Source organism: Gimesia alba (assembly GCF_007744675.1).
Lineage (GTDB): Bacteria > Planctomycetota > Planctomycetia > Planctomycetales > Planctomycetaceae > Gimesia > Gimesia alba.
Genome location: NZ_CP036269.1, coordinates 1,455,729 through 1,475,560 on the forward strand (window position 1 = coordinate 1,455,729; position 19,832 = coordinate 1,475,560).

At 47.9% G+C, this 19,832-nt stretch carries 16 protein-coding genes; 5 read left to right on the forward strand and 11 right to left on the reverse strand.

Going from position 1 to position 19,832, the window contains the following annotated elements; translation table 11 throughout:
• Window positions 1-2: 2 nt before the first annotated feature.
• From Pan241w_RS05765 to arsC, 3 genes are read left to right on the forward strand one after another with little or no spacing between them, the layout of a single operon-like run.
• Window positions 3-833, forward strand: coding sequence for a sugar phosphate isomerase/epimerase family protein (locus Pan241w_RS05765; protein WP_145212279.1), 831 nt, complete (start codon window positions 3-5; stop codon window positions 831-833).
• Between the two features lie 20 nt (window positions 834-853).
• A complete protein-coding gene (locus tag Pan241w_RS05770; RefSeq protein WP_198000348.1) occupies window positions 854-2,230 on the forward strand; it encodes a sulfatase-like hydrolase/transferase in 1,377 nt (458 codons plus the stop codon).
• A complete protein-coding gene (arsC, locus tag Pan241w_RS05775) occupies window positions 2,211-2,555 on the forward strand; it encodes an arsenate reductase (glutaredoxin) (RefSeq protein ID WP_145212285.1) in 345 nt (114 codons plus the stop codon). The genes Pan241w_RS05770 and arsC overlap by 20 nt, the downstream gene beginning before the upstream one ends.
• 282 nt (window positions 2,556-2,837) lie before the next feature.
• Here arsC and Pan241w_RS05780 read toward each other — a convergent pair whose 3' ends face one another.
• From Pan241w_RS05780 to Pan241w_RS05795, 4 genes are all read right to left on the reverse strand, one after another.
• Window positions 2,838-6,176 (reverse strand): DUF4838 domain-containing protein, encoded by a 3,339-nt coding sequence (locus Pan241w_RS05780; RefSeq protein WP_145212288.1) that lies wholly within the window; start codon window positions 6,174-6,176, stop codon window positions 2,838-2,840.
• A 327-nt stretch (window positions 6,177-6,503) separates the two neighbouring features.
• Window positions 6,504-8,273, reverse strand: coding sequence for a M56 family metallopeptidase (locus Pan241w_RS05785; RefSeq protein ID WP_198000349.1), 1,770 nt, complete (start codon window positions 8,271-8,273; stop codon window positions 6,504-6,506).
• Window positions 8,266-8,664 carry a BlaI/MecI/CopY family transcriptional regulator gene (locus Pan241w_RS05790; RefSeq protein WP_145212294.1) on the reverse strand — a complete coding sequence of 133 codons (399 nt, stop codon included), beginning with the start codon at window positions 8,662-8,664 and terminating at the stop codon, window positions 8,266-8,268. The genes Pan241w_RS05785 and Pan241w_RS05790 overlap by 8 nt, the downstream gene beginning before the upstream one ends.
• Before the next feature lie 157 nt (window positions 8,665-8,821).
• Window positions 8,822-9,508 carry a hypothetical protein gene (locus tag Pan241w_RS05795; RefSeq protein WP_145212297.1) on the reverse strand — a complete coding sequence of 229 codons (687 nt, stop codon included), beginning with the start codon at window positions 9,506-9,508 and terminating at the stop codon, window positions 8,822-8,824.
• Between the two features lie 319 nt (window positions 9,509-9,827).
• On the opposite strand from Pan241w_RS05795, the gene Pan241w_RS05800 reads away from it, so the two are divergent.
• Window positions 9,828-11,153, forward strand: coding sequence for a Gfo/Idh/MocA family protein (locus Pan241w_RS05800; RefSeq protein WP_145212300.1), 1,326 nt, complete (start codon window positions 9,828-9,830; stop codon window positions 11,151-11,153).
• A gap of 87 nt (window positions 11,154-11,240) precedes the next feature.
• Here Pan241w_RS05800 and Pan241w_RS05805 read toward each other — a convergent pair whose 3' ends face one another.
• The 7 genes from Pan241w_RS05805 to Pan241w_RS05835 form a co-directional block, all read right to left on the reverse strand.
• Window positions 11,241-12,344, reverse strand: coding sequence for a type II secretion system F family protein (locus Pan241w_RS05805; protein WP_145212303.1), 1,104 nt, complete (start codon window positions 12,342-12,344; stop codon window positions 11,241-11,243).
• Window positions 12,345-12,393: 49 nt separating this feature from the next.
• Window positions 12,394-13,254 carry a type II secretion system F family protein gene (locus Pan241w_RS05810; RefSeq protein ID WP_145212306.1) on the reverse strand — a complete coding sequence of 287 codons (861 nt, stop codon included), beginning with the start codon at window positions 13,252-13,254 and terminating at the stop codon, window positions 12,394-12,396.
• Window positions 13,255-13,256: 2 nt separating this feature from the next.
• The gene (locus tag Pan241w_RS05815) at window positions 13,257-14,618 is read right to left on the reverse strand and encodes a CpaF family protein (protein ID WP_145212309.1); all 1,362 of its coding nucleotides are present in this window, start codon (window positions 14,616-14,618) and stop codon (window positions 13,257-13,259) included.
• A gap of 15 nt (window positions 14,619-14,633) precedes the next feature.
• A complete protein-coding gene (locus Pan241w_RS05820; RefSeq protein WP_145212312.1) occupies window positions 14,634-15,893 on the reverse strand; it encodes a hypothetical protein in 1,260 nt (419 codons plus the stop codon).
• Window positions 15,894-15,967: 74 nt separating this feature from the next.
• On the reverse strand, window positions 15,968-17,068 hold the full coding sequence (cpaB, locus tag Pan241w_RS05825; RefSeq protein WP_145212315.1) for a Flp pilus assembly protein CpaB: 1,101 nt from the start codon (window positions 17,066-17,068) through the stop codon (window positions 15,968-15,970).
• A 114-nt stretch (window positions 17,069-17,182) separates the two neighbouring features.
• Window positions 17,183-17,599 carry a TadE/TadG family type IV pilus assembly protein gene (locus Pan241w_RS05830; RefSeq protein WP_145212318.1) on the reverse strand — a complete coding sequence of 139 codons (417 nt, stop codon included), beginning with the start codon at window positions 17,597-17,599 and terminating at the stop codon, window positions 17,183-17,185.
• Window positions 17,600-17,652: 53 nt separating this feature from the next.
• A complete protein-coding gene (locus Pan241w_RS05835; RefSeq protein WP_145212321.1) occupies window positions 17,653-18,225 on the reverse strand; it encodes an A24 family peptidase in 573 nt (190 codons plus the stop codon).
• A 749-nt stretch (window positions 18,226-18,974) separates the two neighbouring features.
• On the opposite strand from Pan241w_RS05835, the gene Pan241w_RS05840 reads away from it, so the two are divergent.
• Window positions 18,975-19,760, forward strand: a complete 786-nt coding sequence (locus Pan241w_RS05840) for an inositol monophosphatase family protein (protein ID WP_145212323.1) — start codon at window positions 18,975-18,977, stop codon at window positions 19,758-19,760.
• Window positions 19,761-19,832 lie beyond the last annotated feature (72 nt).

The following is a 19,832-nucleotide window of genomic DNA, read 5'->3' on the forward strand; positions in this document are numbered from 1 at the left end:
CGATGAAACTGTCACTTTCAGTGAGGATCGCTGAAGCTGCCTGCAAGACGAAATTAAACATTCCCTTTGCTGAAATTGCTCAAATTGCCGCTGATCTGGGGTATTCTGCATTGTGTATGCGTGCCAGCGTAGCGGGCGTGCATAGTTCGCAAGCAGAACTGGAGCAGGTTCGTTCCATTGTTGATCAGGCGGGACTGGTGGTTTCAATGGTCACAGCTGATTTTAATATTCCACAAAATAACGACCAGGCTCCCGACGCGCTTAAAAATATTGAGCCCAGTCTGCACGTGGCAGAAGTCTTAGGCAGCCGCATGATCCGCGTCTGCTTGAAAACGGAAGCAGATATTGCCCATGCTCAAAAAGCTGCCGACCTGGCCGCTGAGCGGGGGATGCAGTTGGTGCATCAGTTTCATCCGGCTTGTCTGTTTGAAGAAGTGGAACGGTCGGTAGCCGTTCTCAAACAGATCGATCGTCCCAATGTTGGTTTGATATATGAACCGGCAAGCCTGCTGATGTGTGGTCAGGAATACGGCGAAACAACACTGCGGCAGATTCTTCCCTGGCTGATGAATGTCTATGTGCAAAATCTGGTGATTACCGACGATGGACCAGACCATTTGGAAACATGGTGTCTGGGAGATCGCCCGTTCCAGCTTTTGCCTTATTGGGACGAGAGCGGACGTGGGATTGATTTTCAGAAAGTGGTCGACGGACTACAGGCGGTTGGCTACGGTGGCTTTTTTACCGTCCATCAGGCAGAAGGCATCGTGACAGCCGATGATGCCCGCGCGTATGCGGTCCGCTGTAAAGAATGGGTTGATTCACTTCTTTGATGAGTGGTAGAAGCAATTCCATGAAAAAAGCATTCGTCGTCAGTTTTGAGCAACTTCCCGCCTGCATGTTGGGCTGTTATGGCCATCAGTGGATTGAAACTCCCAATTTCGATCGCCTGGCTTCCCTTTCCGTTGTCTTTGATCAGCATTTCGCAAATGATCTTTCATCACAAAACTCATACCCCTGGTGGACAGGCCACACGATTCCCTGCGATTTTGGAACACAGACGAATGAGAATGACACGGGTCTGTTTGAGCTTCTGCGAGAGCAGAGAATTCAATCCACCTTATTGTTGGAATCAGACAGCGAAGCCGGGCGCAATGCAGATACTCGGGCGCAGGAAACATATTTCAATCAGTTTGATCAGGTGGAGACGGTTTCAGGCCAGAACGGATTTAAGGTCAGTGAGGTCAACACACCGATTGCGCAACTGATGCAAGTCGTCTTGAAACGTCTGCCGGAATGGATGGAATCTTCACAGGACCAACTTGTCTGGATCCGATCCGAAGGCGTTCCGCTCCTGCCCCTCGCGCCCGAATTTTTCTCGACATTATATCTGGATGAAGTCCTTGATCAGGGAGAGAGTGAAGACGATTTCGAGGAAAAAGCAGAACTTGCAGAAGAGTTTGATCAGCTCGACTCAGATGAGAATTCGGAGTCAGACCTCGATGTTGAAGACTGGCAGGAACTGGTAACCGTTGTTGCAGAATTGTTTACCAATCCTGAAGAGTGGTCTGAACTGGAAGATCATGAACGACAGATGGCACGGGCCGTCTATGCCGGGTATGTCACGCTGCTGGATCAATGGTTTGGACGCTTGCTGGATCAACTTTTGGATTATGCAGAATCGCAGTCGATTCTGCTAATTGTGACTGCAGCGCGGGGCGATTCCGAATTGCTGGGACCTGTCAGGCAGGTGGAAAACTGGGACCTGTTCGAGGAAGCGACGCACGTTCCACTCTTGATTTTTGATTCAGAGAATGAGCAACAGGGAACACGGCGGCAATTCCTGTCACAGTCAGCAGACATTCCCGTATCGCTGTTATCCTGGTCGGGCATTCCTCGTGAGAAAATTACCAGCGCTGGATCGAACTTGCTGACTCTGACTCGTGATCAGACGACGCTACCGGAACCGGTCATTTATGCGGCCAGTGATCGGGCGATTGCATTACGGACTGCCGAATTTTATTATCTCACATTACGTGAAGAACGAGAGACTCCTGATTCAGAAGAACCACCCTATTTGGATGAATCGTTAAAAACACAACTTTATCAAAAGCCGTCCGATCATTGGGACGTCTATGAACTGCACACGCAACTGCCTGAAATCGTAGCGCAGATGTCTGCGTTGCTGGATGAAAAAAGAATCGAACAGCATGATGAAGATTTATCATAATCCCCGTTGTGGTAAGAGCCGACAAACGCTGGCCTTAATTGAAGAAGCGGGCATAGAGCCTGAGGTGATCGAATATCTGAAGACACCACCCACGGCTGAAGAGCTGGATTCCATTCTGAAAAAATTAAAGATGGAACCAGGCGATTTGATGCGGAAAGGGGAAGCCATTTATCGCGAACTGAAACTGGCGGAACGCGAACTGCCTCGCGAAGAAGCGGTCGCGATTATGGTAGAGCATCCAAAATTGATAGAACGTCCGATTGTGATCAAAGGGCGTCAAGCAATTCTCGGGCGACCTCCCGAGAATATCAAGACCCTGCTTTAATCAGGATTCAGATTGGTATTTCTACGAGAAAGTGGAATCCGGTCTAATCTTCCTTAAAGTTTACTATAGCGCAAATGAGAAGTTTCGCGAGTAAAATCTACATTCTGATGACTCATTTGCATTCGTTGGTGGAATTGAGCACTTGGAGCGAATTTAATGCTTTATGTATTTTGCAACAAATCGATCTGAAAAACTCACCCACTATAGTTTCACTACATTACAGATGTCATCTTTGGTTTTTCGATTTCTCGTGGAACAGTACTTGTGCCAAAATGACTCTACTTAATTAAAGACTCTATACCGCATTTCTTTAGAGATGACCCAGTAGACGTTGAGTACGTTGCGACTGGCAATTTTTCGGCGGAATGCCATTAAACGTTTTCCGGCTAGTCCGGTTGAGGTTTTACCGTCTTTGAGAGCAGCTGCCAGCAATCGACCGTGTTGCAGCCCGAAGACAATATTTTCAAAACGATCGCGTTCCTCTTCTGTCGCCAGCTTTGCAAGCGGCTTTGCTTTGTTGAGAATCGATTCTGCTTTTCTGAAAACGGCCTCATTGTAAATTGATGAGTAAGCTCGCATGCGGTCGGGTCTTTTTAAATTGATAAAGTTTTTGTTGTTTCCCAGACCAACAGTGAATTTTTCCCAATATTCGTAATACTCTTTGGCGACATCTTGAAATGGGCCGAAAGAATCATAGAACTCGGCTAACACCTGCTCGACATCGGCTTCCGTATCCCATAGCATTCTTGCCAGCACATAGTATGTGGGGCCGGTGGCAGCCCAGTACCCTTGTAGTGCGTCGAAGTCAGTGGCCTGTAAACCATTTTGGACCTGAAATTGCAAGTCTTCAGCCACTTGCTGGCTGGTTACATATGGTGCCCCTTCACCCAAATAGAACAGCGAATTTGACCGCAGGAAAACTGTTGCCCCCAGTTTTGACCAACCGAACCATTCGTCGGTCGACATTTTTTTATAATCGTCTGGTCGTGGATAGGCATTGAAGCCAACATAACCGATCCAGACATTCGGTTCGATGTGTTTCAAGCTGGTCGGCGGCGAACGGTATTTACTGTAACCATAGGCAATGATCTTGGATTCTGGATCAATTTTTCGTGCGCGGATCGCCAACTCGTTGTACCAGCGAGCATATCGATCGGATAAACTTTCCGGAAGATTCGAGTGTTGAGGCTTCCCATCTATATCCGAACCATCTTCGACTGACGGCAGTGATGTAAGTGCCGTGTTTGGATCGGCGTCCCACGAACGACAACGTTTACAAACACAAAATCCACCGCTGCCATCGTTTTCACAGGCATTCACCCATAACCCTCGGGCTCCCTGTTGAGCATACTTCTTCAGATGAGCCAGTTGCATGTCCCATAGTTTTGGATTTGAAACGCACATCTTGACAAAATCTGGCTTCGACTTGGAGCGCGGACGGCGTTGTCCATCTGGTTGCAATGCAAATATTTCCCGGTTCGTCTTGTTGTATTTCTCCCACCAATCGGTAAAAGCATGGCCATACGAAAGTTTGAACGATCGCCCTAACCGCATTCTGCGGCTCCAGACTCGTTCGTCTTCCGAAATTTTGTCGTAAGTTTTTCCTAAATCGAGAAGACGACCTATCCCCTCCTTCTCGTAGCCAACACGGTGTTTGTCTTGGGCGAGTAACCTAATGAAGCGGATTTTGACAGTCGGTGTTTCACGAATGTTGAGCGAGGGCACCTCAATGGTTTTTCTGCGGGGGATACGTTGCCCTGTTTCACCGGGCCAAATCCAACGGCAACCAAGTTGGTCTTGCAGAAAATCATACACGGCCCATAAAGTTCCATTGCGGGCGTTCCTTTTACTGCCGCCATCCTCGCCAGCTAAAATCAGCACATTAGGCATTGTTTTAACCACGAATGTTTCCGGTTCCATGGTTTTCGCCACTACGCCGAGTCTCTGCGTGAGCTTGCCCGGTCCAATTAAAATCAATGCCTTGGATGGATTTGGCCGTAATTCGTTTTCTTTGATAATCGGCAAAGTTGCACCGGACATGATGCGAATGTGTTCCTGCAATTCGGCAGCAGCAGTAATCTGACTCTCCTTCGGATTCCCATTCGTCACGATGATGGCCATCGGTTTGCCATTTCTTACGAGTGTGACTTCTGTACCAGAGGATACAGATTTCTTTGTTTTTTTCGATCGTGATGTTGAGGAAGGTGCGGGCAGCTTCTTAGTGTTTGTTTTTTTCTGAGGGGATTTTGTTGAAGCGGGAGTACGGACGAATTCACTTAATTGAGAGAGATTGCTGCTGAAAACCTCACTTGACAGATACTTCTCACCGACAGGCATCTTGGCCTGACCAACGAGACGTTCGCCGTTATAGGTACTGATCCAGCGGCCTTGAGGGGTGAGAGATGAGAGAATTTTTCGCGTATCTACTTCTTCAATTTTTGGTTTGGGAATTAAACCACCTGCTTTTAATATTTCATATTTCTTTTCTAATTGCTCAATTTTGGAGACTGTCTTCCAACCATAATGAGCGGGCAGCTTTGAATCGTCGTAGGTCAATTCGTATTTTTTTCCACGACGGACCATGTAAAGTGGTTTGTTCGATTTTAACTCGTAATACCGAGCCAGTTTTCCTTCGGGTAGCAGAGATCGTTTTAGATACGCCAATGCGTTCGGGATCGGATCGAGATATTTTGTATCGCCGGTCAGAGCGAAAATCGTCATTAACGTTTCTATTGCTTCCTGTGTTTCATCTCCTGAAACTCCCGGCGGTTCAAACTTGCGAGCCCAGATCGGTTGCATGTCATAATTATATTGCTGAGCCCAACCTGACTGCGGCTCAGGCATTTGTGCTTGAATTAGAAACTGCCCCAAATTTTCTAATGCGGTCTTATACTTTTCTTCGCCGTAAACTTGATGAGCCAGTAATAATGCGTCGGCTACAGATCCCGCTACGTTGTCGTTCAAAGTATACATGTCCCAGTAGTTTTTGATACGACCTTCGGTTCTCCAATCGTAGTCTGGATAGTTTGCTTGCTTCACTGGCGGGTCGGGTACAGTGTCTTCATCCCACACCTGGGGAAAAGCCCCGTTCGGAAACTGTGCTTTCAATAATGCATCAAGCGCAACTTGAACGGATTCGTGAATTGCCTCATGTTTGAATTCTAAAGCCTGGTCGGCTTTGATCAGAAAGAGAATGGCGGTACCAGTCTGACCGTCATCCAGAGAGGATACATTCCGGCCATGCCCTTTGCCGTTCCGATAGAGGGCAACCCGTGTTCCCTTTGGATCAAAATCAATACAGTTCGTCCAGCCACCAGATTTCATCTGGCCGTAAACCAACGCCACCGCAGCATCCCGGGCTGCATTGAGATAAAACGTATCGCCCGTAGCTGAATAGGCATCGAGATATGCCATTCCCACTGTCGGCGTACCAGGCGGTTGTACCCAAATTTGATCCGGAGTCGCCACTCCTTCACCCCATCTACGAGACAAATCGAGTGCGTAGTGGTACACATACCCGCCGTGAGTTGCGACTTTCTCACGGTAATATGTCGCTGCCTTTTTCATAGTCGCAACGGCTTGGGTTTGCAGAGGCGAGAGTTTTTTTGGGGCCGAAATCATCAACTGCTCTGGTGCTCTGTTGATCGATTCAACAACTCTGTTCTTCTCGTCCTGCGGTTCTACAGTAGGATTAAGGGTGTTTAAACTCTCGAATTTTGGAGTTGGATTTTGGCTGGCGACGCTTGATTGAGATTCTTTCGTGGCCGCTACATTATTTATTGGCGATGGATCGGTCGCCGTCTCCGGTAATTTTACGGGAGTAGCATCTCCACAACCACAAATTACGAGCAAACTAAATGTGAAGAACCAAGTTGAACAGCGATGCATAGGCCTAATTCCAATCTGAAAAAAATTCATGAACAGAAAAGTCTGATTCAAGGAACTCAATCAGCCTTCATCTTTGGGACCAGATTTCACTTTTCCTTCCCCATCACGTGGCCCTTTTTTAATTCCCTCACCATCCCGGAGACCTTTTTTAATCCCTTCCCCATCGCGGGGGCCACGTTTCTTGCCCTCACCATCACGTCTGTTTTTGTAGCGTCCAACTGTGTAGTAAAAATTGAATTCAGCTTGGCTCAACTTTTTATCATCGCCGGTACCAGTTGCATGGAATCGTCGAGTTTGAATTCTGCGGCGTGAGTCAGAAATATTCCCATTGGTCATCGCCAGCCATTCTTCCAAACTGACAAACTTGTCGCCGTTTTTGTCGTAGGCTTTGAATACCTTACCAACCTTACTGCGTTCCCAACCGGCGGGAAGCGTTTTTGCTGCTCCTGCTCGGTCTACCTGCTCCGGGGCTCCATCTTTAAAGGAATCTCGCATAAGCTCACTTTCTCGGAAACGGTCTCCTGTGCCTCTTGACCGCACTTCACGTCGCAAAGCAGACACTTCTTGTTGAAGTTGTTGAATCATCTGAAACAATGCTGCTTCCCGTTTCGATTGAGGTTGGAAGCCTTGCAGTGCCCCTCCGCCGTCTCGTTCAGCTGATTTACGAACTCCCACTTTTCCTTCTGCAGATTTTCTTGGTCCGGCTTCCGCCTCAGCAGATTTGCCCCCTTCTTGCGCAACTGCTTGGTTTCCGATCGACGAGCTTCCAGAAAAACCGAACAGCATCAAAGGCACTGCCACCACCATGATCCCCACCAGGCAGGCAGGGTTGTGTTCTGGTGGATTTGATTGTCCCAATATGTTTCGAACTCGACTCAACAGATTCATCTTTTGTTCTCCCATAAATGCCGGTGCCAACCTTAAGCCTCCCTGCGCCTGAATCCTGGCAACTCGTTCTAATGCAATGGCATAATTTCCACGTTGTTCCGTTACTGAGACAGCGATTTCATCACAGCACATTTCACGTTCCTGCCGTATCTGGTTTGACAACCACCATACAGCAGGGTGATAAAACAAGAGTGTCTCCACCACTCGTTGCAATAAATTGACCCACACATCAAATCGGCGAATATGTGCTAATTCGTGGGCAATGACTGCTTCCAACACATCGACAGGTAGTGCACTTAACCAGGATGCGGGTAACAATACAACTGGATTCCAAAAACCAACGACGGCTGCTTCTCTGATTCGCATTGAAGAGTACACTCTGGCTGTTTTCAACCCCATGCGTTTCGCGAATTCTATTGAGCGTTGGGATAACTTTGCTGCAATTGGCATTCGCCCCGATCGCAGCCATTCGATATGGAATACTCCAGCAGTCAGCCGGGCTCCCGACAGTATCACTCCCGCTAACCAAATCACTAAGACATAAGGCTGTATAGCGGTTAAGAAAGTATTCAGTTTCCATTGTTTTTTAACTGTCTTAACAGTCTCAGAATTCTCTAACGCATCCTGCATTCTCGCTGTTTGCAAATCACGAGTAACAATCTTGTGCGAATCGACTAGCTCAGCCTGCTCATGGCTTAAGTCTGCCAGCCCAGAATTCATCGAAGAAATCGAATCAGATAATACTGCAAAGGTCAATATTGGACAGACTGCCAGCACAGCTAACATAACCAACGACGACACATACCGTACTCTCGCCGATTTAAATCCAAAGGTAGTTTGCAGTCCCCAATACACAAGAGCAATCGCTGCCCCTTGCCATAAGAAATGTAATAGCGTCACTGAAACCGTCTGAGCAGTCGGAGATGTGAGGTGTTCAATCATTGGACCGCTCCTGCTCTTGCCAGGCTTCAATCGTCCGCCGGATTTCATCCAGTTCAGCCTGGGAAGGTTTGGATTGTTCCAGCACCTGTGTGATGAGTGAAGTCGATGAGCCATTGAACGCACGGCCCAGCAAATCTTTGACAACGCCGCCCAACGTTTTTTCGCGAGAGAGCTTGGCTTGATAAATGTGAGCCCGCCCATCCAATTTCCGCTTCACCAATCCTTTTTCAAACATGACGTTCAGCATGCTGAGAATTGAAGTATAAGCCCGTGGTCGGCTCTCGTTCAGAACGTCCACCACCTCACGTACAGTTGCTTGCCCGTTTTCCCACAACACGTGCAATATTTCCAATTCCACTTCTGTAGGGGTTCCTAACCGATGTCGCGACATCCTTAACTCCAATTAAATAAATTTGATCATCACATCCCATACTACTGATTCATTAGTAGTATGTCAACTAATTCACTAGTAGATAGATGGAGTATCGAAAAAAATTGGAGATGTACCGAGAATGGTTAGAGTTCTCCGGGCGTGTGCGGCATCCGTTTTAAGGTTGATTTGCATTCACGGTCGGCAAGATGGGCGACATGTTACGTCCAACCAGTAGACCGATGGAGAATGTCAGTGCAGCGAATGTGATCAGGATAATGATCCAGGTGCTCGTTGGCAGCTCATATCTGGCAGAGCGTTTTAAACGATTCTTCTTTTTTTCAGCTAAGACATCTGAGGCACGTTTTTGTGCGAGACTGGCCAGATTTGATAATTCTTCTTCATGGTTGATCTCTGTTTCGTTTGCCGGTTCAACTGACAACTGACTGACAGGCGCAATCGGAGCTTCAGGCTGCTGAATCGGACTCGCTGATTCCGCCTGTTGTGGAGCGACAACGGGACTGACAGGTTTGACGGGAATTGCTTTGAATGCTTCTTCATGGGCGGACTGCATTTGAGGTGCAGGACGCACGGAAGCAGCGGGCTGCAGGTTCAACTCTGGTTCCACATGTTGCTGTTTATCGAGAGTGACATTTGCGCCGATGGCTGCCAGTTCATCGAGGGCGTTCGTCAGCTCAGCATCTTTCAGATCCAGTTTCGGCTGCGGAATCGGAGCAACCTCTCCATCCAGACCAGGCACCCGCACAGACAAACCACAGGTAGGACAGTCGACAACCTCGCCCGCCTTGGAACGAGAGATTCCCATCAACTGATCACAATGTTGACATCGAAATTTGATCGGCATACTGCAATTTCTTTGTTTCGTCTTCGTTATTTTAATAATTGTTTTGCAGGGGCAACCTATCGCCACACGACAGCCCTCTTACTATTGTATTTCTATTAGTAACGGCAGGAATCTGGCTTGTCTACCTGTTTTCTCGTCTTACGGTCCAGAGACTACCCACAAATGTGACAGAAATGCGTATTCTATATAGGAGGATGGGATATTAAATGCTCTTTTACCTGTTATAATAATAGGCAGTTAATGATACCGAATAAATCCATGATCTGAAACAAATTCAAAAGTTCTAATTAGTGAACGAGTTAAAGCAAGAGGTTTTTTTGTGGACGTAGAGGAATTTCTGAAACGAGATGTAAATCGCCGTCAATTTCTGGATCGGAGTGCGCGGAATGCTGCCGGAATGGCCGCGGGGATGGCTGCTGGAGTTGTGGGTCTGGCTAGCGATATGGCACAGGCGGAAACATCACCCAATGAACGCGTTGTTCTGGCTGGCATTGGTGTCCGGGGGCAGGGGAAGTTTCTGACATCCAGTATGGCCGGCTTTACCGATGTACGTATCAAAACGATTTGTGACGTGGATGAATCTGTCGCACCGGCTGCGGTTAAATCGATTGAAAAAGGGCAGGGGGTCGCGCCTCAATTTGTCACTGATTTTCGTCGCGTTCTGGATGATCCGGAAATTGATGGGGTCGTCATCGCGACACCCGATCATTGGCATGCTCTGATGGCAATAATGGCGTGTCAGGCCGGCAAAGATGTCTATGTGGAAAAACCGGTCTCACACAATCTGACGGAAGGCCTGAGAATTGTTGAAGCCGCCAGAAAGTATCAGCGTGTGGTGCAATCTGGAATTCATCAACGGAGCGGAGCGCATTTTCAGTCAGCCGTTGATTTCGTAAAGAGTGGAAAACTGGGCGAGGTCAAACTGGCTAAAGCCTGGATTATTCACCGACGAAAATCAATCGGGAGAAAGAAAAACACAGCGGTTCCTCCGGGTGTGAATTATGATCTCTGGTTGGGGCCCGCTGCCAGCCGCCCGTTTAATCCGAACCGGTTTCATTATAACTGGCATTGGTTCTGGGATTATGGGACGGGCGAAATGGGAAACTGGGGCGTGCACATGCTGGATATTGCACGCTGGGGCCTTGATGTCGATTTGCCGGAACGCATCTCTGCTTCGGGCGGAAAATATTTTTTCGACGATGATCAAGAGACGCCGGATACTCAGGTGGTTCAATATAATTATCCAGGCAAAACGATCGTCTGGGAGCACCGCCTCTGGAGCACGCACGGCATGGAAGGCCGGAATGCTGCTGCCGCTTTCTATGGTGATAAGGGAACGCTGATTGTGGACAGGGGAGGCTGGAAAGTCTACGACCAGAAAGAAGCAGCTACCTCAGGAACCAGCGATCAGGCAGCCACTCACCACCGCAACTTCATCGATTGTATCAAGACCCGCGATAGGCCAACGTCTGATATTGAGATCGGCCATACTTCCAGTGCACTATGTCACTTGGGAAATGTCGCCTATCGGGCTGGTCGGGAGATTCAATTCGACCCCGCTCAGAATCGTGTGGTCGGCAATGAGCTGGCAAACTCCTTGCTGGGACGTGAATACCGGAAGGCCTGGGAACTGCCGTTGCTTTAAATGAATTCATCACATCATAAAAAATAACGTCCTGGCAGTACGACGACTGCCAGGACGTTTTTTGTTGAGTTCAATGAATCAGACTGTTTATTGTTGTGTACCCACCTGTTGGAACAAGTCTGTTGTGCTGTTCAGGCTGTCGCTTCCACCGGAATGGAAGAAGTCAGACAGTTCCACGATGGCCGGGCCCAGTAAAAAGATATAAATGGCCGGCATCAGACAGAGTACTGTCGGGAACAGCAGTTTGAATGTTGCTTTATTCGCTTTTTCGTCTGCCCGTTGTGACAGACTTTCACGCATGTTATCACTGTATTCCTGCAGTGCCGAGGTCACGTTTGTTCCCATTTGATCGGTTTGAATCAACAGCGAGGCAAAGGAGTGCACTTCAGGAACATCAATCCGGTTACTAAAATTCGACAACGCTTGCGAAAACGTTCCGATCGAAGCTTGTTCAATCACGATACGAAGTTCCTGCGCTAAAGCCGGATAAATTTTTGCCAGTTCGGTAACAATTTTCTTTAAGGCGTGCGGAACAGTCATCCCCTGCGAGACGCACATATTCAGCATGTCCAACATGTCAGGAATCCCCTGTTCGATTTCACTTCTCCGGTCGGAAGCCTTGCTGGTGATAAACAGGAAGGGAACCGCCCAAACTAGAATCGGTACCAGAATCATCGAAATCAGGATTGGAATTTCAAAACGTTCCGGAGCGAGAATTAAGATCACACCAAAGAACAGCAGAGTTCCCAGAATCGACAGATAGCGAATTGCAGAGAAGTTCTGGAGAGCATGTGGTTGATAATAACCGGCTGCCTGCAGTTCCTTTTTGGTTTGCAGACGTCGGCCTTCCGACTCTGGCATCATTTCCGATAGAGCAGGGGTCGCCGATCCGAATACATAATCATCAGATCCCATTGAAGGAACATCGCCCGCTTCGACCGGAGGCAATTTTTGCTCGGCTTGTTGATTTGTCGAATCTCCCCCGGAGAACAGTCGACGATTTTCCCATGAAGGGGGTGTCGAAACCGATGAGGATGCGGAATGCTCGAGCGAAGTCGGTTCCGGTTCAACGTGTTCTGTTTTGTGCTCGACAGGACGCAGGTTTCGCTTACGAATGATGCGATACAACATCCAGAGAACGATAACACCACAGGCGGCATAAAAAATTGTAATCGTTGTTGGTGTAAACATAAGGTTGCCCTCGCCAAATTATGGCAGGTCTGAATAGTTTCTTGTTGGATCAGCTACGTTGACTCGTTTTCAAAACTCGCAGAACCCACAAGGATCCAATGACTTGTAATGCAATAGCGGTAAACGTTGCACCCCGTCCCCATGATGAAGCCATCAAGGTTGTTAAATAGGTAGGATCACGTAAGACGAAGAATCCCAGAATCAAAGGGGGGAGCAAAATCATCAGTACTGCGGTCGCACGGCTACCTGCAGTGGCGGTACGCAGGCGACCCAAAAATAACATACGGTCCCGGATTGTACGTGCCAGCCGTTCGAGCACTTTCACCAGGTCTCCACCGGTTTCCTGATGCACGATCAATGCCATCGAGAGAATGTTCAAACTGGCAACACCTGTTCGTTCATAAAGTCCGTCCAGAGCCGCCTTCATGGAGACGCCCATTTCCAGGCGCCGGGCAGACTCTTTCAATTCATCTCCCAACGGGGCAGGCGTTTTTTCAGCCACATTGATGAAACAGTGTGTCAAACTGCGACCTGTCTTAGCGGCACGTGCCAGTTCGTCAATCATATCGGAAAGCTGTTCATTGATTCGTTTCTGGCGTCGGCTGCGTAGGAAAATCAGATAACCAATGGGAGCCATGCCTCCCACCATGAACGCCAGCGATGTGGAGAGGAAATTTTCCTGTAACACAAAAACAAGACCACCGATCAGGATCCCAGTCAGCAGGCAGAGAAACAGAATCACTGCCGGATTCGCATCGACTCCGGAATGGATGATCAATTCATCGAATCCGCCATTCACACGGTTACCGATCTGATTGGAATCAGAGACAGCGTATTTATTTCGATCGCGCAGGATTTCTGAAAAATCATCCGCAGCATTGATTGTATTTATTGTGGCATCTGTGGCCATGGTTAAATCTCCTGTCCATCCTGCTTATCAGATTGACGGTCCGTTAGCTCTAATTCACGGGCATGAAACAGATTTTCGCAGTCATTAAAGTTTGTTTGAGTTAACCAGTTCATCGCGACAGGCTTATGTCCGGTAGCATAAAAGGAACCGTTGACATGACCATCCGGATCAACATTGGTAATTCGAAAGACGAACAGGTCTTCCACCATATATTCGCCGTTCTGGAAGCCAATCAATTCTGAAATACGCATCACTTTTCGTTCACCATTAGGCAGACGTGTGATGTGCACCAGTAAGTGGACGGCTGAAGCGATATACCGTCGGGCAATTGAGTTTGGAAGTTCCGCACCCGAAAGGGCGATCATCAACTCCAGTCGGTCCAATGCGTCGCGGGTATCGTTGGCGTGGACGGTACTCATCGAACCATCGTGACCTGTATTCATCGCCTGCAGCATTTCCAATACTTCACCGCCACGCGATTCGCCGACGATAATTCGGTCAGGCCGCATTCGCAGACTGTTTTTCAATAAGTCCCGCTGATTAATTTCTCCCTGACCTTCAATGTTGGATGGCCTGGCTTCCAGTGACACCACGTCGGGTTGCTGAAGCTGGAGTTCTGAAGTTTGTTCGATGGTGACGATTCGCTCTTTGCCGGAAATATAACGGCTGAGGTTATTTAACAGTGTCGTTTTTCCAGCACCAGTACCACCACTGATCAAGATATTGAGCCGTCCGTGAACTGCCATTTCCAGGAATTTCGCCATGTCGGGAGCCAATGATCCCATTTGTACCATGTCATCAAATAGCAGAGCCTGTGATCGAAAACGTCGAATGGAAAGGGTGGGGCCTTTCAGCGCCAATGGGGGAATTACTGCGTTAAGACGAGAACCATCGGGAAGCTTGGCATCGACCATCGGAGAGACTTCGTCAATGCGTCGCCCGGCCCGTCCGACCAGTCGGTGAATTAACTGAATCAGATGTGCGTCATCCGCAAAACTAATGTCGGTTTCTTCCAGTACCCCGTTCCGTTCCACGAAAACCCGGTCGGCACCATTTACCAGCACATCGCTGATTTCAGGGTCACTCATTAAAGGCTCCAGGGGACCGAATCCGTAGATCTCGTCCAGAATTTCTCGAACCATGATTTCACGGTTTTCATGATCGAGTTTAATTTCCTGCTGCATACAAAGATGCTCAGCCAGCCCGCGGAGTTTTCCACGCAATTCCTCTTCCGGAAGTTCGCCTGCTTTGGAAAAGTCGATCGCATCAACCATCTGGTGATGCAGCTGTGTTTTTAACCTCTGAAAGGCTTTTTTCGCATCAACGGCTGAATTAGCAACTCTGGTTTCGCTTTGTAATACCATGTTTCGTCTCCGCCCTTACTGGGTCAGATAAAGCTTGTAAATGTATTTGTTTGTACTTTGTTTTTTGTCGTCTGCGGTTGGTTTTGTATTCGATGCAGACGCGTTTACATTTTCTGTTGGTTTAGGCTTGGCCAGCACGACTGCTCGTGAGGTAATGACTCCGGGTTGCAAGATGATTTCACATGCCTGATTCTCAAGCCGTTTGACAGCCATGATCCGGCCCGCTACGAGCTTTGTGCAGTCGGCAATGCCGTTGTAAGATCTTGGTGTGGCATTCACTTTGTTATAGAGAAAACAGATGCGGCACTGACCGAGCATGTCTTTAAATGCGTTTTGCTCATCATTTTCGATATTGGGACTGCATTTGATTTCAACGGGTTGTGCATTAAATACTAATTCACCGTGAAACTGTTTCAGATTCTGTTTAGTCAGACCTGCTAAAATCTGTCGGACAACCGCCTCGGAATGGAATTTTGATCCAAAATCGAGGATCTGCATATTGGCATCAGCAATATCACCCCGTCGAGGCTTTCCCGTCAGCTTGATTTCCGGAATCCCATCTGAGCCGCGAGTGACCTTGCCAGTTTTCGGGTCGAATTGATATTCATCGCTCCCTTTTTTCTGAATGATCTGGAGTTCCCAGGTTTCTGTGTGTTTTCCCGTAGGGTCATCTTTCAGAATTGCCAGAGGAAATGCGGGAACTGCCACATTCTCAAAAGGGCGAATGCCAATGACGTGATTATCGATTGAGGCTTCGATCTGTGTCCCTGGCGTCCCCAGATTAGTCCGGGTTACCTCAGACAATAATTCTGCGACAGGGTTATTGAGTCGGCTGGCGTGATCTGTTTTGATTTGTACGCTCAGCGGCTCATGGTCGGTTTGTAAAAATTGTCTTTCTCCGGTTTCAGCTACGGGAACGGTCTTTCCAAACAGGAGATTGTCGCCTTTGGTCAATTGGATTCCGATACGCTGTCCAGCGACCGTATTTAATTTGAGCGCACGATTTGCCGATTTTTCCGCCCTCGTCATGAGCTTGTTGTAATCCGGATTTTCCTTGAGCAATTCATCTGATGCGAGTTCGTGACCTGCGGCTAAAACCGCGGTTTCAATACAGGTAGTGACTTCCAGGGTAGCTGCATCCAACCAGAGTCGATTCACAATCAAAGCGATCCCCACCATGACAGCCAGCAGCACCATCGCAGCGAGAGGAGTGATCACTCCTCGTCGACCGACGTGCTGTGGTCTTGTGATGTGGGTTCGCTGAAAACGTTTCATGACAGTGATTTCGGTAATCGTCTCTTTGGGAATAAGGCAGAAATCCTGAATGCGGGTATTAACTCTGTTGTCAATTACCGCCCTGCAGGCCGATTTTGTGAATAGGAACTTGCGACGGGCCCTTGCTGTCGATCAGGAAAACTCTGGACGTTCGGGTTACTCTGTGGACCTCGCTGTGCAGACGGTCCTGCACTTCCGGGGGCACCCGGTGTCGGGCGAACAGGAGCACTGATGGAACCACTGTCGCTGTCATAACCGCCGCCACGTCCCCAGTTCGGATTGAGATATCCGCCGGAATTAAAGGCACGGCTGCCGCCACGATTAAAATTATTGTAGTCGCCAATCCGCACACCATTTTTGTCGAACTGATTCACACTGCGACTCGAACCGTAATAACCTTCTACGACAAACGGTTTGGGAGGTTCTTCTTCTTTTGGCTTTTCCGGTGTCTTTAATCCCAGGATTTCATATAAAGTTGCTTTGTCGGCATTACTGATCGCGACGCCGCCATTCCCTTTCCCTTCAGGCGTGTAGCTCATGGTGATCTCACCACGATCACGGGCAAGAATCATAATATTGGCCTGTTCCGGAGTTAATTCGAGTGTCACATTCGTACCTCGTCGGGAACTGCTGTTTTGTGTGTAGCTGCGATTGATTGCGATGACGCGAACACCTTTGAATAAGGTTAACGTCATCCCGCCATTCAAGCGTCTGTCGTTGTTCATGCCCGTGGGGGTCATGTGAACGTCGACATACTCACCCGGTTTAATCAATCCATCAACGAGGTCAACCGATGATTCAAGCGGGACTGAAATGGCTCGCATTCCTGGTTCAACCTGAATCGGCGGCGTTTCACCTGCTGGATAGAGTTGACCGGTTGAAATGGGAGTGGCAGCCGGAATGCGTTCTTTCACGATTCGGCCGACAATGACACGATTTGATGTCATCATTTCCGGTTTCAAATTTTTGATCGCAATCGGACCCAGTCCCAGGTGCTCTTCGGTTACCAGTGTGCCTGGTTCCAGTTCACTAATTGCCATGGGAATGTTTCGTGTTGCAACCGGCGGAGCTTCTTCTTTTCCCGCCAATAATCTTTTTCCGATATATGCTGCAATCAGTATGCCGAAGACGCCAAACATCAACAGTGATACTTTTGCAGGGGTCAGACTTTTCACCGGATCAATCTCCCGTAACTTGATGAAGCAGGGGTTCTACCTGACTTCCAACATTCCCTCCTGTTAAATCGTCGGAGGGCTACACGATTATTTCCAAATCAAACCAGAAGAGATTTACTCTTTAATCATCCTGGTTTCTGAATACAAATTTTGTCCTTTAATGTCATAGCCAATCGGCCAAAGCAGATTGGGGGAAGCGAATGTCATGGGAATGCTGACAGCCACCATGACGATGTCTCCCGGCTTTTCTCCCATGTCAGCTTGAACAACGGCCCCTTGTCCCAATTGGGGAGGCAGAATTTTCTTTACTTCCTGTTCCACATTTTCCTGGGTCACACCCGGCAATGTTGCCAGACGAGCACCAATCCGACTGGCTTCGACAACATCAGCGCGTGCGTAAAACAAGAGCGTAAACTCAAAAAGGGCGAACAGGACAATACCGAAAATCGGTAAAACCAGGGCCAGTTCCATGCTCAGGAAGCCCTTGCGTTCTGTTCGTTTCTGGTTTTTCTGAATTCGTTTTACATTCACAGCAGAAATACTTTCATCGATTTCCGGATACTATGAGTTTTGATCTACAACAATTACTGCAGTACGATTGATTTAATCACCATCCAGGTCGTCACACTCCAAGTTGCCAAGACCACGGGAAGGGCAAACGGCATCAAACCGCGTTTCTGTTTTTGTTCCATGGTTTCCGCTTTATATTTTTTCTTCTTGCCTTTTAAGGTCTTGCCCGTTGCCAGATACGTTTCTTTTGTTTTCCGTGCTCCACGTCTAATCACGCTCCAGAACAGAATCACAAAAGAACCAATCAGTACAAAGAGCGTGCCTACTATCATGACGGCCAGTGTTGCTTTAAAACCCAGCCAGACCGATAAGGCCCCCATCATTTTGACATCTCCCGCAGCGCCGCTGCCCGCCATCCAGATCAGGAAAAACGAGCCGAAACCAGCCAGAAAACCCAGGCCTCCATACATCAGGCCTTCCCAGCCATTGAAAACGGCCTGATAAATAATCCCTAAGACAAAGAAAGGAACAGTCAGGACGTTATAGATTTTTCTGGCTTTGTAATCCGTAATGGCGGCGATGACGGTAAAGATTCCGACGCTAATCGCCATGATGTAAAGTGAGAGCTGTGTGAGCGGAAAATCCATTTGTTATCTTTTCAATCAATTTGTCTGGTTAGGAATTGTCTGGTTAGGAAATGTCTACCACACAAGGCAGATCTGGTTCTCAGAAAAACAATAATGAAACCAATACTAGTGGAGTGTCATTTTAAAATTGGGGTTGATAGATATCACGAGAGTGTGACAACGGAGCACGTAAACAATACCCCCAACCCTTTATTTCTAGCTTGACAAAGCACTAGGTGTTGAAAATATACCTCATGTTTCCAACCTGATACTTTCAATCTGAAAAAAATCCACACCTTGACTGGCTTCACTGTTTTGAATAAGCAACATTAATCAATGGGATTGATAGAATTGATATTTTGCTTAGAAACCAGAGAACAATAAAAATCGCTATAAACCGGTCGCAGCTGAGTCTGCTGAGATCTGTTGAGGTCTGCTTTGGGAGCGTTCATCATGAGTCGCAGGTGAGGGTTCCTGCGCAACTGATTGCTATTGCTGGGAGTCTGACGCCTCGGGGTCGGTCAGCGGTTGACCTTGTGTTTCTCAGTAAGACTATAAAAGAATGATGAAATCCGGACGTTGACGGTTCACGAGCTGCGGTTTGATTCATAGAATGGTGATAATTCGATTATTCAGCATAATCATGATAATCGAACAAACTTCTGGGGATTTTCTCTGCTTCTTGATCCCCCTGGATGAATTGAGATTCTGAATCTGATTTAAGTGTGCAGAAGACTGAATCTAAAATGTGTTTCATGGAAGGTTGAACATTGAATTCCACTGAGTTGATTGACGCTGCTGAAACTGCCGCGCGGCTGGGAGCCAAATGCCTGCTGGACTGGATTGACGAGTTTCGCGTTTCTGAAAAAGGAAGATCCGATCTGGTGACGGACGCTGATTTTGCGTCGCAGACCGCAATTGTGAATCACATAAGCGAGCGATTTCCCCTGCATCATATGCTGGGGGAAGAGGGTTTGACGCACGAAGAAGGCGACTCAGATTATCGCTGGGTGATTGATCCTCTGGATGGCACTTCGAATTATGTACATGGCTTCCCTTACTATTGTGTCTCGATCGGTTTAGAGCATCAGGGGGAACTGATACTGGGGGTTGTATACGATCCGAATCGCGATGAGATGTTCTCAGCATTTCACGGAGAAGGCGCACGGTTGAATGGAGAACCAATTGAAACTTCCCGAATTCCGTCTCTTGATCAGGCAATGTTAGTTGCCAGTTTACCCGTTGGTACAACAGGTCAGGATATCGCCGTAGATCGATTCTTACGCGTTTTGCCCGAAGCACAAACATTGCAGCGCACCGGGTCGGCAGCGCTCAATTTATGTTATGTCTCAGCAGGGCGGATTGAAGGATATTGGTCCAGCAATTTAAAACCCTGGGATATGGCAGCTGGCGTACTGATTTGTAGAGAAGCGGGAGGCGCGGTGACCTCCATCGAAAATGCTAATTTTTCAATTGAAACGCCCAGTATTTTGGCGACTAATGGAACAAATATTCATACAGAATTGCAAACATTATTAACCGGACCGCTTTTTTAGTCAGCTTTGAGATTCCTTCTTTAATGTGCCCAAAAAACGACGTATGATATAAGGACTGAAATGCATTCTTCT